Source organism: Collinsella aerofaciens, assembly GCF_040926405.1.
In the GTDB taxonomy this organism is placed as follows: Bacteria; Actinomycetota; Coriobacteriia; order Coriobacteriales; family Coriobacteriaceae; genus Collinsella.
Genome location: NZ_JBCOIG010000006.1, coordinates 1 through 14,300 on the forward strand (window position 1 = coordinate 1; position 14,300 = coordinate 14,300).

Sequence of the window (14,300 nt, forward strand, 5' to 3'; positions counted from 1 at the left end):
CTGACCCCATATCGTTGGGGCCAGGCCCGATTTTGCCTCTTGACAATGTCCTGCTCATATTAAAAGGAACGTCCCCATCTGCCGGATTAGGAGAGACTCTCCAGCACGCGACGGAGCTCCTGCTGGACGGCGTGGTCGCGGTTACAACCCACCACACGATCGGCCACCGCCCTGAGCGCGGGGCGCGCGTTTTCCATCGCGCAGCCCGTGCCGACAAAGCGAATGATCTCGTAGTCGTTCATCGAGTCGCCAAACGCCATGACCTCGTCGCGACCAATGCCGTAATGCTCCGCGAGCTGCGCGATACCCGAGGCCTTCGACACACCAGGCTGCATGGCATCGATCCACGCGTTGCCCGAAGGCGCAAAAGTAAAGAGCTGACCAAGTTCGCGCTGTAGCACGTACGCGCTGTCCATAACCGCACTGTCGTCGCAAAAGATACTCGCTTTGATGATATTTACGCTGGGATCGGGCAGCTCCCAAATGCGCTCGGCATTGGGAAGGTCCTTATCGACCTCACGCACGAACTTGCACTCGTCATCGAGCAGGAAGGACTTGGTTCGGTCAAAGAGCGCAAGATGCAGATTGGGAAACGTCCTGACGGCTTGGGCGAGCCTTCGAATCGCCAGGTGGGAATACACCTCACGGTCTACCATCTTACCGTCGGCGTAGACCTGGGCGCCGTTAGCGGCGACAAAGTCCATCTTGTCGCGAACGGGCGCAAAGAACTCGCACAGGCGATCGTAGCGACGACCTGACGATGCAGCGAAATGCACACCATGCTCGTGTAGCGCCAGAATCAGTTCGTAGGTCTCGGGAGGCACCTGGCCGTTTTCGTCAAGCAGTGTGCCGTCCATATCGGATGCAATCAGTTTAAACATAGAAAAGCTCCCTTCGGGCTTGTTGGAATCGAACGCGTATCCGATTCCAACGTACCCAAAGGGAGCTCAAATAAGACTCCGTGGGCGTAAACGTTACAAGGACCTGGCAAATAGCTCACACATGCCAGAGGCCCTACGGTCGCAGCGTCAGGCAGCCCGCCAAAGAGCGTCCCCAATGACTAGTCGTTTAAGAACGTCCCCGATGACTAGTCGGCGTAGGTGAAGGTTGTAACGTCGAACATGCCCTCGGGGCGGATGCGGAGCGTCGGGATGACCGGCAGGGGCAGGAAGATGATGCCCATGATGGGGTCGAGCGGCGGCTCAATACCCATGGCGCGCGCCTTGACCATAAAGTCATCGTGCTGCGCGGCAACGTCCTCGGCCGTGCCCTCGCTCATCAGGCCACCGAGCGGCAGCGGAATGCGCGCCACGACCTCGCCGTTGCGCACCAGCACGTGGCCGCCCTGGCCCACGGCCTCAACGGCAGTCATCATATCGGCAGCGTTGTCGCCCACCACGCACACGTTGTGCGAGTCGTGGCCGATCGTGGAGGCAATGGCACCGCCCGTGATGGTGAAACCGCGCACCCAGCCGCGACCGATATGCTTGCCGACGAGCCCCATGCCGGCGGGACCGTCGCCATCGGCGCCCTCGGCCTGCAGCGACACGCCGCGGCCATGGCGCTCGATAAGCATAATGCGACGCAAGTCCTCGGCGCTCTCGGGACGGACCATGCCCGTGATAGCCATGCCCGGGATCACATCGATAACCGCCTCGCCCGGCTTAAAGGCATAGTCGAACACGTCGAGCGATAGCTTCGGCAGCTTAACGGAAGCACGCAGCTCATCGGCAAGCGCTGCGACCTCGGCCGTCTCGGGTGCGATCTCGCCCACAAAGGTGCCATCCTGCGCCACCAGAGCACCGGCGGCATATACGCGATGCGGGGCCGTGGCAAAGGTCAGGTCATCGAGCACCAGCAGGTCGGCGCGCTTGCCCGGAGCGATCGCGCCGCGGAGCTCGTGCGGGTCGCGGCAGCCGTGGTCCAGGCCAAATGCCTCAGCCGTGGAAAGGGACGCCATAGAGATGGCGACCACGGGGTCGATACCGGCCTCGATAGCCACGCGGCAGGCATTGTCGATCATGCCGGTCGAAAGAGCATCGGAGGGAGCGCGATCGTCGGTCGCAAAGCAGCAGCGGCGGGCGCGGGCAGGATTCTCCAGCAGCATCGGGGACAAATTGGCCAGGTCGTGGCTGCACGTGCCCTCACGCAGCATCACATACATGCCGCGGGATAGCTTGTCGAGTGCCTCCTCGGGAATCGTCGACTCGTGGTCGGCGATAATGCCCGCTGCGGCATAGGCATTGAGGTCCTTACCGGCAACGAGCGGCGCGTGGCCGTCAACCTGCTTGGACGGCGTCTGGTTGGCAGCATCGATGCGAGCGCAGGTCTCGGGGTCGGCCATAAAGACGCCCGGCAGGTTCATCATTTCGCCCAGACCAAAGACATCGCCTGGATGCTCGGCAAAAAACGCCTGCATATCGGCAGCCGAAATAACGGCACCGGCCTGCTCGTCGGGCAGCGCGGGCACGCACGAAGGCATCATGTACTTGATGGAGATGGGTGCGCGGCGGCCATCCTCTATCATAAAGCGCAAGCCGTCGAGACCGGCAACATTGGCAATCTCGTGGCTGTCGGCAATGGCGGTGGTAGTACCGCGCGTCGCGGCCATGCGAGCATACTCGGCGGGACGGATGTTCGAAGACTCGATATGCAGATGCCCGTCAATAAAACCGGGAGTGAGATAGCAACCCTGGCAGTCGATGACCTCAGTTGCCTCGTAGGTGCCAGCGGCATCGTCGCGACCATCGTAGAGCACGCCGACGATTACACCGTCCTTGACGGCAACGCTACCGGGCGCCACACGCTGGCCATACACGTCGACAATCTGCGCATTGGTAAACAGCGTGTCGACGGGCACGCGCCCCTCGGCGGCCTCGATCACAGACCTCATGACCTCAACGGACATACATACTCCTTTAACCGTAGAAAAAAGCTGCGGAGCGGACAGACCTTCACCGCAGCAAACCAATAGCCATTGTATGCCCAAACGATGGGTCAACAATACGCCTCTCCGCTTAACGGCACACGCCGCTTGGCGCAATGGGGGCAGGTTACTTTGCACCAATGACAAGGAGTGTCCCAAAGTGCCGGCACAAAAGGAACGTCCCCAAGTGCCAACCACGGAAGCGCCGATGTTTTGGCAACGACAGCGAGCGGGCCGCATTTGAGACAAGGTGACGTGAAACGAAAGGGCGCTGACCTTCTGGTCGCGCCCTTGAAGTTGAACGTCAGATTGTCCAAATGCGGCCCGCGCAGCGTCGAGTCGTTACGCGGTTTGGTAAAACCGCGTAACTAAACCAACTTAAAGCCCTTGCGCTTGCCTACGGAGAGGGTGTCGCCCAGCTTGAGGGCGCTGGGATCGATGTTATAGCTCTTGGGAGCCACGGCCTTGCCGTTGATCTTGACGCCACCGCCGTCGATATCGCGGCGAGCCTGGCCGGCGCTCGCCGAAAGGCCCAGGTCCTTGAGCAGGCCGGCGAGGTAGATCTGGCCCTCGTCGTTGACGGTCAGCTCAACGTGCTTCTCGGGGAAGTCGGCGAGCTGGCCCTCCTTGAATACGCGGTCGAACTCGGCCTGAGCCTCGTCGCCGGCGCCGGCGCCGTGGTAGGTGTCGCACAGGTCGCGGCCCAGAGCGCGCTTGAGCTCATAGGGATCGGCAGAGCCGTCGGCCAGGGCGGCGTCGATCTTGTCGACCTCGGCCGGGGTGAGCGAGCTCGCCAGGCGATAGTACTTGCCGATCATCTCGTCGGGGATGGACATGGTCTTGCCGAACATGTCCTTGGGAGCGTCGGTCAGGCCGATGTAGTTGCCGTATGACTTGGACATCTTGCGCACGCCGTCAGTGCCCTCGAGCAGCGGCATGGTGAGCGCGATCTGCGGCTCCATGCCCATCTTCTCCATGAGCTCACGGCCGGCGAGCAGGTTGAAGAGCTGGTCGGTGCCGCCCATCTCCACGTCGGCCTTGATCTGCACGGAGTCGAAAGCCTGCATCACGGGATACAGGAACTCGTGCAGGGCGATCGGCGTCTGAGACTGGTAGCGCTTGGTAAAGTCATCGCGCTCAAGAATGCGGGCGACGGTGAACTTGGAGCACACCTGCAGCAGACCGGCCAGGTCCATCGAAAGGATCCAGTCACCGTTGTGCACAATGGTGGTCTTCTCGGGATCCAGGATCTTCATGGCCTGGCTCACGTAGGTCTCGGCGTTGGCCTCGATCTGCTCCTGCGAAAGCTGCGGACGGGTGGAATTCTTGCCCGAAGGGTCGCCAATCAACGCGGTACCGTTGCCGATGATGAGGGTGACGTTGTGGCCCAGGTCCTGGAACTGACGCATCTTGCGCAGCGGCACGGCGTGGCCCAGGTGCAGGTCGGGGCTGGTGGGGTCGACGCCGAGCTTGATGTTGAGGGGCTCGCCCTTCTCAAGCTTCTTGCGAAGGTCGGCCTCGGGAACGATCTGCGCGGCGCCCGAGGTGATGATACGCATTTGCTCGTCAACAGACAGCATTGGGTATCCTCCTTTTGCTATAGCACCCTCGCCGAAAACGGCGGTGCTGGAAGTCCATAAACTCTCTTATGATAACAAACTGACGCGACGCGGCACCTACGACAGGAAAATCCTCGTCCTGCCGCATGCGTCAATGGCAACTGGCAGACGTGTACCGTCACGCTCGACCAGATAGCGTGCCTGCCGACGACGCAAGCAGTCGCGGCAACGAACCTGTCCCGTCGCATCGGTGGCGCAGACGCCCTCGGCGGTCAGCAGGCAGTGCTCGCACACCATAAGCTCGGGACGGTCGGCGTCGACCGGACCCAAGACGCCGGGTTCAGCGGCCAGTTCGGCAATACGCTCCGCATCATTGCCGAGCAACTCCGCCGGCAAGCACACCCGCCCCGCACCGAGTCCGCGCAGCCAGGTAAGCGTGGCCCGATTCGCGCAGAACACCGGCGCCGCCACGTCAAACGTCACGCCCAGCTCGCGAGCGATCACCACCTGTCCCAGGTTGCGGCAGACGACGCGCCCGGCACGCTGTATCAGTGAGCGGGTCCAGTCAGCGTCACCCGTGCGGCACACCTCGTCAAGCACCACAACGGCGTCGGACAAATCAAGTTCTCCGCGCGGGTCGGCATCCATCAGCTGCCAAGCAAAAACCATGCGAGTGGGAACCGCGCACTCCACCAACTCCGTGGACGCACCGCCATCCACCGCAACGCCCTCAAAGGGCAGCACCTCAACGGCACGCGCAACGGGCGCAATCGCATCCGCCTCGGCCCGCATGCGCTCCAACACTGCCGCCGTCTGATCCAACACGCCGGCGCTGCGAATCAGGTACACCTCGCAGCCCGTGTCCACCTTACGCTTGCAATGCACGACGACGCGCTTCCCCGCTGCGGCATCCACCGGGCAGGGCACCTGCGGCCAGCGCTTGGGCACATCGGGACGCGCGTCGGCACCCGGATAGAACCGAATCTCGAGCGTGTCACCCGCCGCCACGGCGGCGTCGAGCTCAACGGTCACCTCTTCGTGGCCCACAGCGACCAAGCGCCCCACGCGCACGCCCTGGTTAATTGCGCGCTCAAAGCTCATCAGCTCGGCACCCGAACGCCCTCGCAGGTACGCATCGGTAAACCCACGGTTAAACGACCTTCCCAGCTCGCGTTCAAGCTCTTCCACGGCACCGGGGTCCCACGCGCCGTCGCACAGCATATCGAGTGCCCGGCGCCACACCCGCACCACGTTGAATACGTAATCGGGGTTCTTCATGCGCCCCTCGATCTTGAGCGACGCCACGCCGGCATCTACAAGCTCGGGCAGATGCGCAATACCCAGATAGTCGCGCGGGCACAGCAGGCGATCTCCCTCGACGGCGACAACGCTCTGCCCCGCCTCGTCCACCAGGTCGTACGCCAGGCGGCACGGCTGCGTGCAGTCGCCGCGCATCGCCGAGCGCCCACGCCGCAGGGCCGAGAACTCGCACGCCCCCGAATAGCCGATGCAAATCGCACCGTGGCAGAATACCTCGATGGGCACGCCCGTGGCACATAGCGCCGCAATCTCGTCGACCGTCAGCTCGCGCGCCGTCGTCACGCGCTCGACCCCCAGCTCGTCAGCCGCCAAACGCACGGCGCCCTTGCTATGGACGCCCGCTTGGGTGGACAGATGAATCTCGACCCCCGGAATTGCCGCATGCAGCGCGCAGGCCAACCCGGCATCGGCCACAATCAGAACATCGGCGCCCAGCTCCAGTGCATGAGCTCCCAGCGCCACCGCATCGGACAGCTCATCGTCAAACACGAACACGTTGAGCGTCACGTACACGCGCACGCCATGGGCATGCGCCACGGCGCAGCCGCGCGCAAACTCGTCATCCGTAAAACCATGCGCGCTCACGCGGGCGTTAAAGCCGCCCAACCCCGCATAGATGGCATCGGCGCCCGCGGCGATGGCCGCAAGCATCTGGTCGAGCCCGCCCGCCGGCGCCAGCAGCTCGGGCAGCGCCGCACCGGCAGCATCCAATCCAGTCTCGTATTGTCCGCTCGGCCCCATCGCCCGAATCGCCATCGGCAAACTCCTTACCAAGGTATGCATTCACTCTGAAAAATGCCGTCTTCCAGCATACACGAGGCATCGCGCGCCCCGTTTGGTTTATCGTGTAATAACTTATGTCCATCCTGCCTCGACGGCACATCCGCCGCCCGGCACGACATACCTGGAGGTCAATATATGGGTCCTCGCCAACGACAGGGACGCAGCCGTTCAAAGACGCATGCTCTGCCCATAATCCTGCTCTCGTTTTTGGGCTTTCTGCTGATTGCGGGCGTCGCGTTTGGCATCGGCATGGTCGGCAACGTCAACCGCTGGCTTTCCGATCTGCCCGACTACACCGACGCCAACGCGTATCTGGTAAGCGAGCCCACCGAGATCGTCGACTGCAACGGCAACAAGATCGCGAGCTTCTACACGCAAAACCGCAAGTCCATCACCAAGGACGAGGTCTCCCCCTACGTGCTGCAGGGCACCGTTGACGTCGAGGACGAGCGCTTCTACGAGCACGGCGGTATCGACCTGTGGGGTATCGCGCGTGCTGCGGTGGCAACCCTCGGCGGCGGGCACGAAGGCGCCTCGACTATCACCCAGCAGCTGGTGCGCAACACCATCCTGCAGGAGGAGCAGTTCGACTCGACCATCGAGCGTAAGGTGCGCGAGGCCTACATCGCGGTCAAGATGGAGGACATGTACTCCAAAGACGAGATCCTCATGATGTACCTCAACACCATCTACTACGGCCATGGAGCATATGGCATCGAGGCCGCCGCCGAGACCTATCTGTCCAAAACCGCCGCCGACCTCACCCTGAGCGAGGCCGCGCTGCTGATCGGCCTTCCCAACTCGCCCTCGCAGTACGACCCCACGGTTAATCCCGACTTGGCGCTGTCCCGCCGCAACAAGGTTCTGGACAACATGCTGCGTCTGGGCCACATCACGCAGGAAGAGCACGATGCCGCGCAGGCTGAGCCCATCACGCTTAACGTGACCGAGATTTCGGGCAGTGGCGTCGATGTGTACTCTCAGCCCTACTTTGTCTCCTACGTTAAACAGTTGCTTGAGCAGGAGTTCTCCACCGACGTGCTCTTTAAGGGCGGTCTGACCGTCAAGACCACCATCGACCCCACCATGCAGCAGGTGGCCGAGGAGGCTGTGCGCTCGCAGCTCGACACGCTTTCGCTCGACGGCCTGGACATGGGCATGGTCGTCGTCGACCCCAAGACCGGCTACATCAAGTGCATGGTAGGCGGCTACGACTACAACGCCGACGAGAATCACGTGAACCACGCTACGGCAAAGCGCCCCGTGGGCTCCACGTTTAAGGCCTTTACGCTGGCGACTGCCATCCAAAACGGTATGAACCCCAACGTCACCCTCAACTGCAACTCGCCGCTCAAGGCCAAGGGCACCACGACCGAGGTGCAAAACTACGGCAACCAGAGCTATGGCAACATCACGCTTAAGCAGGCAACGGCATACTCATCCAACACCGGCTACATTCAGGTGGCCGAAGCCATCGGCAATGACAAGATCATGTCGCTCGTCAAAAAGCTCGGCATCGATCCCGCCAAGGACAATATCGAGGACGTTCCCGTCATGACGCTCGGCACCGGGTCCATCTCACCGCTCGAGATGGCATCGGCCTACGCAACGTTTGCCAACGGTGGCTACTACCGTCAGCCCATCGCCATTACCGAGATCGACTCGCGTACCGGCTCGGTTCTGTACCAGCACACCGACAATCCCACGCAGGTGCTCACCGAAGGCGAGGCTGCCGCGGTTACCGATGTTCTATCCGGCGTCATGCAGGGCAGCGGCACGGGTGCCGCCGGCGCGCTGAACGTCAACCAGCCCTATGCCGGCAAAACGGGCACCACCGACAACACCACCAACCTGTGGTTCTGCGGCTATACCCCGCAGCTGGCGTGCGCCCTGTGGACCGGCTATTCCGCAGGTGAGATCCCCATCCAAAAATACGGCACGGACCTGCTGGGCGACAGCACCAACCTGCCTGTCTTTAAGCGGTTTATGAACACCGTTCTGACCGGCACCGAGCGCGAGGAGTTTGCGACCGGAACGGCGCCCACCTACAAGAGCAACAGCGTCTGGAAGTTCTACGGCACCAACAACACCAAGAAGACGGAGAACGACGACAAGGACGAGAACGAGGACGAAGAGGAAACCACCACAACGACTACCACGACGACCACGACGACCGAGACCACGGGCGGCGACACCACCGGCGGCACCGGAACGACCGGTGGCTCGACGGGCGGCTCCACTGGTGGTTCGACCGGCGGCGATGGCGGCACGCCTACGCCCACGCCTACGCCCACTCCCGACCCCTCGCCCACGCCTGACGATACGGTCGGCTAGAAATTCATCCGGCCATTAGCAACAAGGCCCCCGAGCAGCTTATTAAAGTGCTCGGGGGCCTTTTAATTTAAAGTGACCTGGTGGACGGTCTTTATACCGGCAAACAAAGGGGGGGTACCGACCAACGTCGATACCCCTTACAAGCCACCATGTCACGCGCACAGTGCCGAGCGCACGACCCGCACGCCTACTTGCGAGAATTGCTCAGCTTATTGATCAGCGCCTCAAGACGCTCGCCGTCCTCGGCCGTCTGGGCAATAACCAAAATCGTATCGTTGCCGGCAAGCGAGCCAAGCACATCGGGCAACTCTGCCGCATCAACGGCGGCGGCGATGCCGGAAGCCGTGCCAGGCTGAGCCTTGATCATAACCAGATTATCGGTACGCAGAACGCCCGTTACAAGCTCGGAAACCATACGCTGCAGGTGCAGGTCCTCTGCCAGAACATAGATGCCCTCAGGGAGCTTACGCAGCCCCATGTCGGCAATATCGCGAGAGACAGTCGCCTGCGTGCAATCAAAGCCCATAGCGCGGAGCTCATCGACCAGCACGCGCTGCGTGCGGACGTCCTTATTGCGCACAATATCTCTAATGGCATCCTGGCGCCCATTGCGTTTTTTAGCCATACAAACCCTCTCTCCAAAAGATGGCGGAGACAATCAATCAGTGATTGAATAGTTTAACGCTATTTGAAGGCTTTTGTGTATAAGAACGCATTTCGAAACAATTCTATGCAAGTTTGTTTCGAAATGAGCCGTTTAGGCGGTTTTTGCGCCCGTCCGGTTAAGAAAAGCTGCCAGATGCGTACACATCACGCAGCGCGCGGGCTTGGCGCTGGCGATCGGCCCAAACAACAGACCGAGCCCCCGATGGTTATCCTTGAGCGCGGCGACCATCTGACGGGTTCGAGGCGCATCGAGCATATCACGCATGCGGGCGGAACGCTCGATTGACGACACCCCATGCGGGCTCAGACACAAATTCTCGATGCAGGCGACCAGTCCGGCAAAGTAGAACTTTTGGCTTGCCAGCTTGAGCCGACCACCGCTGTCTGCTTCCGAGAGTGAGTCCGCAAGCTCGTCGAGCGCTCGAGTGTCATCGGATACCTTGGCATACATGGTGGGATCAAAGGCATCTGTAAGTTTAGGTGCCGCCGTGTGGAAACAAGCATCGCCGCAGCCGGACACGTATCGTGTCTGCGAAAGCGCGCATGCCATAAACCCAACTGTGCGAAACACCTTGTCGCACAAAAGGCATGCCTCAAACAGCGAGCGGCTGTACATCACACCAGAGGTCTGAACGACTAGGCCGCCTAAAATCAACTGAGGCAGCCCGGCCACCATCGAAGATTTGCTATCAATGGAAATATGAGCAGCATCCAAGACGCGCGAATGGCGCTCTCGATGTGCATCATAGCGGTCGAGCGACACCGTGGGGAGCACTATGTCTGCCGTAGTATCGCACGCGATATTGACCATCTTGGAAAGGGACTGCGGAGCAAACCACTCATCGGCGTTCATAGCGATGATTTGAGAGCCGCGCGAGGCAGCAAAACCGGCACGAAGACAAGCGCCGCGCTTCGCGTCCTCGACGTCAATCAAATCAATATGGATGTCCCTGTCGGCAGCAACTTGAAGCGAATGGCGCACACCGGGCGCAGCATCGCGGCAGACAACGACAATCTGCAAATCGTAGAGGTCTTGGTTCTGGATACTCTCGAGCGCACGCATCGCATAGCTGGGCGAACCTTCTACCACAAGGATCACCGAAAGTCGCGGATGCGAGCCACGTCGAACCAAGTTATCCGTCCTCTCGACAGCAGTGAATCAAACTGTCGTTCATGGTACACCCCGGCAATAAAAGCAATGAGACACCGGTTGTATTGCACGCCAAGAACAGATGTTGCACACGCGCAGCCCACAGATGACAGGTGCCGACGCACGACGCGCCGAGCCCTCCCCTAGTCGAGCACGACAAGCTCGGCGGGATCGTAATCCACGCCCATAAACGTAAGGCCGCAGGCAGGAGCCGTGGGGCCCGCAGCGGTACGGTCGCAAGCATCGATGACCTCACGCATCCACTCGGGTTCACGGCGATGCATGCCAATCTCGACAAGCGTGCCCACGATCGTACGGACCATCGAATGCAGGAACGCATTGCCCTCGATGGTAAACATCAGGATGTCCTCGCCAAACGCAATCTCATGGCCAAACTCGGCACGCATCACGCAGCGGTGCGTGGGCTTGCCCACGGCAGACGCCACCTTGCAAAAGCTCTTGAAGTCCTGCTCGCCCAGCAGCGCGGGACAGGCCGCAGACATCGCCTCAACATCCAATGGGTAGCGATGCCACCACACCGCACCGCGCGAAAGCACAGGGCGCGCGTCGCGATCGGCAATACGGTACGTATACGTACGGGAACGCGCATCAAAGCGTGCAGAAAAGCCTTTACGGGCCTTGTAGACCTCGTTTATGGCGATATCTTTGGGCAGGAGGGCATCCATAGCCCTCAGCCACCTACGGCGCGTCAAAGCCAACTCAGCGTCCGTTACGGGCACGCTGATAAACTGTGCCACCGCATGCACGCCGGCATCGGTACGTCCCGCACACGTCAGGTCGATCGGACGGCGCAGGAGCGTCTCAATAGCTCGACGTAGCTCACCCGCAACCGTCGTCTCTCCCGGCTGCTCGGAAAATCCGCTATACGACGAGCCATCATAGGCCACGCGAAATACGAGCGTGGCGTCAAGCTCGGAAATCGAATTGAAATCAGACGGCGCAGTCATGGGCGCTCCCAACAAACAAGCAACGGTATCGCGACAAAAAAAGAGGGGTACGCGAACGTACCCCTCGAATATAGCCTATGCAGACGGATTGTCTACTCAGCGGTCTCCTCAGCAGGAGCCTCCTCGGCAGCCTCGACCTTCTTGGGAGCAGCGGCCTTCTTGGGGGCCGGAGCAGCCTTCTTAGCCTTAGGCGTGCAAGGCTCGGTGACGAGCTCCATGATAACGATGGGAGCGTTGTCGCCCTTGCGGTTACCGAGCTTCATGATGCGGGTGTAACCGCCGTTGCGGTCCTGCCACATGCCCTGAGCAGCCTTGTCGAAGATCTCGGCAACGAGCTGCTTATCGCCGAGCTTGGCGATAGCCAGACGACGAGAGTGCAGGTCGCCCTTCTTGGCCCAGGTGATGATCGGATCGACGACCGAACGCAGCGCCTTAGCGCGGGTCTCGGTGGTCTTGATGCGGTCGTTCTCGAAGAGGGCCTTAGCAAGGCTCTTCTTCATGGCCTTGGTGTGGCTCGCATCGGTGCCGAGCTTCAGGCCCTTCTTAACGTTATGACGCATGGTCTAGTTTCTCCTCAAATATGCGAAGCATTAAGCCTTCAGGCTCAGGCCCATGGACTCAAGCTTGTCCTTCACTTCCTCGATCGACTTAACACCGAAGTTACGGATGTTGAGCAGATCGTTCTCCGAGAACTCAACGAGCTGACGGACCGAGTGAATGCTGGCGCGCTTAAGGCAGTTGTAAGAACGGACGGAAAGGTCCAGATCCTCGATCTGCTTGTCCAGCTCAGCGTTGTCGTTGGTGACCTCGGGAGCGAAGATCGAAGCCTCCTCCTCGACCTCGGGGGTCTCGGCAAGGTTCATAAAGGCAGCCATATGCTGGTTAATGATATTGGCAGCCTGGACCACGGCGTCGCGCGGGGCGATGGAGCCGTTGGTCTCGATCTCGAGGACAAGGCGGTCGTAGTCGGTGTGCTGACCGACACGGCAAGCCTCAACGAGCTTGGCGCAACGGGAAACCGGCGAGTACAGCGAGTCGACGTGGATCACACCGATGGGATCGTTGTCGCGTTTGTTGGCCTCGCCAGAAACATAGCCGCGGCCATAGCCGATGCGCATGCTCATGGTGAGATGGCCACCCTCGGTGAGCGTAGCGATGTGCTGCTCGGGGTTGACCAGCTCAAACTCGGACGGAATAAAGAAGTCCGCACCGGTGACCTCGCAGGGGCCGTCAACCGAAATGGTGGCGGTCGCCTCGTCGGTCGTGCCGAGAGCCCTGAAGACAAGACCCTTGACATTCAGGACGATGTCGGTGACATCCTCGACCATGTTAGGGATGGTCATGAACTCGTGCTGCGCGCCATCGATCTGAATAGCCTCGACGGCGGCACCCTCGAGCGAGGACAGAAGAACGCGACGAAGGGAGTTACCCAGCGTATCGCCGTAGCCACGCTCGAGCGGCTCGACGGAGACACGAGCAGACGTCTCGTTGATCTCTTCGACCTGAACCTGAGGCCTAATGAATTCTGACATGTATTACCTCCAGCCTCAGCAGCCCGGATGGACTACTTAGAGTAGAGCTCGACGATGAGCTGCTCGTTGATATCACCGCTGATCTGCTCACGCGTCGGCAGAGCGAGCACGTTACCAGACAGCTTCTCGATATCGACCTCGAGCCAGCCAGGAACCTCAAAGCGCTCGGAGGAAATCAGGGCCTCCTTGATGGGGAGGAGGTCACGGAACTTCTCGCCGACAGCGACGACGTCGCCGGCCTTGACGCGGTAGGACGGGATGTCCACGCGCTTGCCGTTCACGGTGAAGTGACCATGACGGACGGACTGACGAGCCTCTTTGCGGGTGCGGGCGAAGCCAAGACGGAAGACGACGTTGTCGAGGCGAGACTCAAGGATGATCATGAGGTTCTCACCGGTGACGCCGTTCATCTTGCGGGCCTTGTTGAAGTAGCCGTGGAACTGCTTCTCCAGAACGCCATAGATGAACTTGACCTTCTGCTTCTCGCGCAGCTGCATGCCGTACTCAGATTCCTTGCGACGGCGCTTGGGCTGACGGATAGATTCCTTCTTGCTGCTGTAACCGAGCTCAGCGGGATCGATCCCGAGCTGACGGCAGCGCTTAAGAACAGGAGTCCTGTCGATTGCCATATTGATACGATCCTTTCAGTTACACGCGGCGACGCTTCTTGGGGCGGCAGCCGTTGTGCGGAATGGGGGTCTTGTCCTGGATGCTCGAGACCTCGAGGCCAGCAGCCTGGAGGGAGCGGATGGCGGTCTCACGACCGGAGCCGGGGCCCTTGACGAAGACGGAAACCTTCTTCATACCGTGCTCCATGGCCTGCTTGGCAGCAGCCTCGGCAGCCATCTGGGCAGCGAACGGCGTGGACTTACGGGAGCCCTTGAAGCCCACCTGGCCAGCCGACTTCCAGGAAATGACGTTGCCCTGGGGATCGGTGATCGAAACGATCGTGTTGTTGAACGTAGAACGAATGTGAGCCTGGCCCACGGAAATGTTCTTACGGTCCGCGCGCTTCAGACGGGCAGCGCGAACGTTCTTCTTAGCAGTAGCCATCTATCTAGC

The 14,300-nt window shown here is 60.7% G+C and carries 12 protein-coding genes; 1 reads left to right on the forward strand and 11 read right to left on the reverse strand.

Translation table 11 applies throughout. From position 1 onward, the window contains the following. Window positions 1–86: 86 nt before the first annotated feature. The 4 genes from AB5758_RS03515 to AB5758_RS03530 form a co-directional block, all read right to left on the reverse strand. The gene (locus AB5758_RS03515) at window positions 87–881 is read right to left on the reverse strand and encodes a Cof-type HAD-IIB family hydrolase (protein WP_238057959.1); all 795 of its coding nucleotides are present in this window, start codon (window positions 879–881) and stop codon (window positions 87–89) included. Window positions 882–1,087: 206 nt separating this feature from the next. Continuing rightward, on the reverse strand, window positions 1,088–2,908 hold the full coding sequence (locus AB5758_RS03520) for an adenine deaminase (protein WP_368141735.1): 1,821 nt from the start codon (window positions 2,906–2,908) through the stop codon (window positions 1,088–1,090). Between the two features lie 386 nt (window positions 2,909–3,294). Then, window positions 3,295–4,506 carry a tyrosine--tRNA ligase gene (gene tyrS, locus AB5758_RS03525; RefSeq protein ID WP_035137437.1) on the reverse strand — a complete coding sequence of 404 codons (1,212 nt, stop codon included), beginning with the start codon at window positions 4,504–4,506 and terminating at the stop codon, window positions 3,295–3,297. 96 nt (window positions 4,507–4,602) lie between these two features. Further along, window positions 4,603–6,561, reverse strand: a complete 1,959-nt coding sequence (locus tag AB5758_RS03530; RefSeq protein ID WP_238057819.1) for a U32 family peptidase — start codon at window positions 6,559–6,561, stop codon at window positions 4,603–4,605. Window positions 6,562–6,723: 162 nt separating this feature from the next. Here AB5758_RS03530 and AB5758_RS03535 point away from each other — a divergent pair, with 162 nt between their 5' ends. Further along, window positions 6,724–8,922 carry a transglycosylase domain-containing protein gene (locus AB5758_RS03535; protein ID WP_368141733.1) on the forward strand — a complete coding sequence of 733 codons (2,199 nt, stop codon included), beginning with the start codon at window positions 6,724–6,726 and terminating at the stop codon, window positions 8,920–8,922. A 187-nt stretch (window positions 8,923–9,109) separates the two neighbouring features. On the opposite strand, the gene AB5758_RS03540 is transcribed toward AB5758_RS03535, so the two are convergent. The 7 genes from AB5758_RS03540 to rpsK form a co-directional block, all read right to left on the reverse strand. Continuing rightward, on the reverse strand, window positions 9,110–9,547 hold the full coding sequence (locus AB5758_RS03540; RefSeq protein WP_006235280.1) for an arginine repressor: 438 nt from the start codon (window positions 9,545–9,547) through the stop codon (window positions 9,110–9,112). Between the two features lie 132 nt (window positions 9,548–9,679). Then, complete coding sequence (locus AB5758_RS03545; protein ID WP_368141732.1) at window positions 9,680–10,678, reverse strand: glycosyltransferase family 2 protein; 999 nt, start codon at window positions 10,676–10,678, stop codon at window positions 9,680–9,682. 203 nt (window positions 10,679–10,881) lie between these two features. Next, window positions 10,882–11,706, reverse strand: a complete 825-nt coding sequence (truA, locus tag AB5758_RS03550) for a tRNA pseudouridine(38-40) synthase TruA (RefSeq protein WP_368155373.1) — start codon at window positions 11,704–11,706, stop codon at window positions 10,882–10,884. Between the two features lie 92 nt (window positions 11,707–11,798). Beyond that, entirely contained in the window at window positions 11,799–12,266 is a 468-nt protein-coding gene (gene rplQ / locus AB5758_RS03555; protein ID WP_055287451.1) for a 50S ribosomal protein L17, read from the reverse strand. A 30-nt stretch (window positions 12,267–12,296) separates the two neighbouring features. Further along, window positions 12,297–13,238 carry a DNA-directed RNA polymerase subunit alpha gene (locus AB5758_RS03560; RefSeq protein WP_006235276.1) on the reverse strand — a complete coding sequence of 314 codons (942 nt, stop codon included), beginning with the start codon at window positions 13,236–13,238 and terminating at the stop codon, window positions 12,297–12,299. Between the two features lie 32 nt (window positions 13,239–13,270). Beyond that, a complete protein-coding gene (gene rpsD / locus AB5758_RS03565; RefSeq protein ID WP_006235275.1) occupies window positions 13,271–13,867 on the reverse strand; it encodes a 30S ribosomal protein S4 in 597 nt (198 codons plus the stop codon). Between the two features lie 19 nt (window positions 13,868–13,886). Beyond that, window positions 13,887–14,291, reverse strand: coding sequence for a 30S ribosomal protein S11 (gene rpsK / locus AB5758_RS03570; RefSeq protein WP_006235274.1), 405 nt, complete (start codon window positions 14,289–14,291; stop codon window positions 13,887–13,889). Window positions 14,292–14,300 lie beyond the last annotated feature (9 nt).